Here is a 1,189-nt window from a genome sequence, read left to right as displayed (position 1 = left end):
AGCCGATCCCGGAGTGGCGGTGGACGTGGTTGTACTCGGCGAAGAACCCGTCGCAGTACGCCCGCGCGGCCGATAGATTCGGGAATGATCCGGGGAAATCGTGCAGGTATTTCAACGTCTTGAACTGTGCCTCGGAGAACGGGTTGTCATCCGATATTCGGGGCCGGGAATGGGTGCGGGTGACGCCGAGGTTGGCCAGCAGCGCCGATACCGGCTGGGAGGTCATCGAGGTGCCCCGGTCGGCGTGCACGGTGTGCGGGATCTGGCCGTTGCGGGCGATGGCCTCGTCGATGAAGTCGCGGGCCAGCACGGAGTCCTCGGCGGCGGCGAGGATCCAGCCCGGGTTGTAGCGGGAGTAGATGTCGATCAGGACGTACAGGTGATACCAGATTCCTTTCGCCGGCCCGCGGAGCTTGGTGATGTCCCAGGTCCAGACCTGCGAGGGTGCGTCGGCGACGAGTTCGGGTTTGACCTTGGCCGGGTGGGTGGCCTGGCGTCGTCGTTCGCGGGTTTGGCCCGCGGCGGCGGCGATGCGGTACATGCTCGAAAGTGAGCACCAGTACCGGTTTTCGTCGAGTTCACGGATCCAGATCTGCCCGATCGACAACTCGCCGTAGCCGCTCTGGTTGATCACCTTCAGGACCGCGGCCCGTTCGTCGGTGTCGAGGGCTTGCGGGCCCGGTCGGCGCCGGGGTTTGGGTCCCAGGATCGGGCCGCGCGCGTGGCGGTAGTGGGTGGCCCGGGAACGTCCCAGCAGTCGGCACGCTGTCCGCACGGGTGTCCCGGCCTCGGTGAGGGCGTGCAGGGCCTGCTCGATCAGCGGCTCGACGGCGGCGGTGTGTCCGTGCTCTCGGCCAGCGACGCCAAGAGCTCGTGTGCTTTTCCCATGATCGACAGGGCTGCCTGGGTCTGGGCGAGTTTCGCGTTCAGCCGGGCATTCTCCGCGCGTAACCGTTCGGTCTCGCGTTCGGCCCGCGACAACCGGGCCGTCGTCGACGGGCCTGCAGAACCATTCGTGGATCCGGCCGGCGCGACGGCGTTGCGAGCCCGGGTCCATTCCTGGACGTGGGAATGGAACAGACCTTCCCGGCGCAGGACCGCGGATTTCTCGCCGTGCGGCGCGGCCTCGTACTCGGCCACCACCGCAGCCTTGTAGTCGGCGGTGAAGCTACGCCGGGTCGGACGCGGA

The 1,189-nt window shown here is 67.6% G+C and carries 1 protein-coding gene and 1 pseudogene; both read right to left on the bottom strand.

The features are described from left to right. Positions 1-775 (bottom strand): DDE-type integrase/transposase/recombinase (locus DMB66_RS59880; protein WP_158647749.1); only part of this gene is annotated, 775 nt, incomplete at its 3' end. 41 nt (positions 776-816) lie between these two features. Next, positions 817-1,189: pseudogene (locus DMB66_RS62235) on the bottom strand (hypothetical protein); the annotation flags it as partial.

The organism is Actinoplanes sp. ATCC 53533, from assembly GCF_003947245.1.
This window is presented reverse-complemented; position numbering and strand designations above follow the sequence as displayed.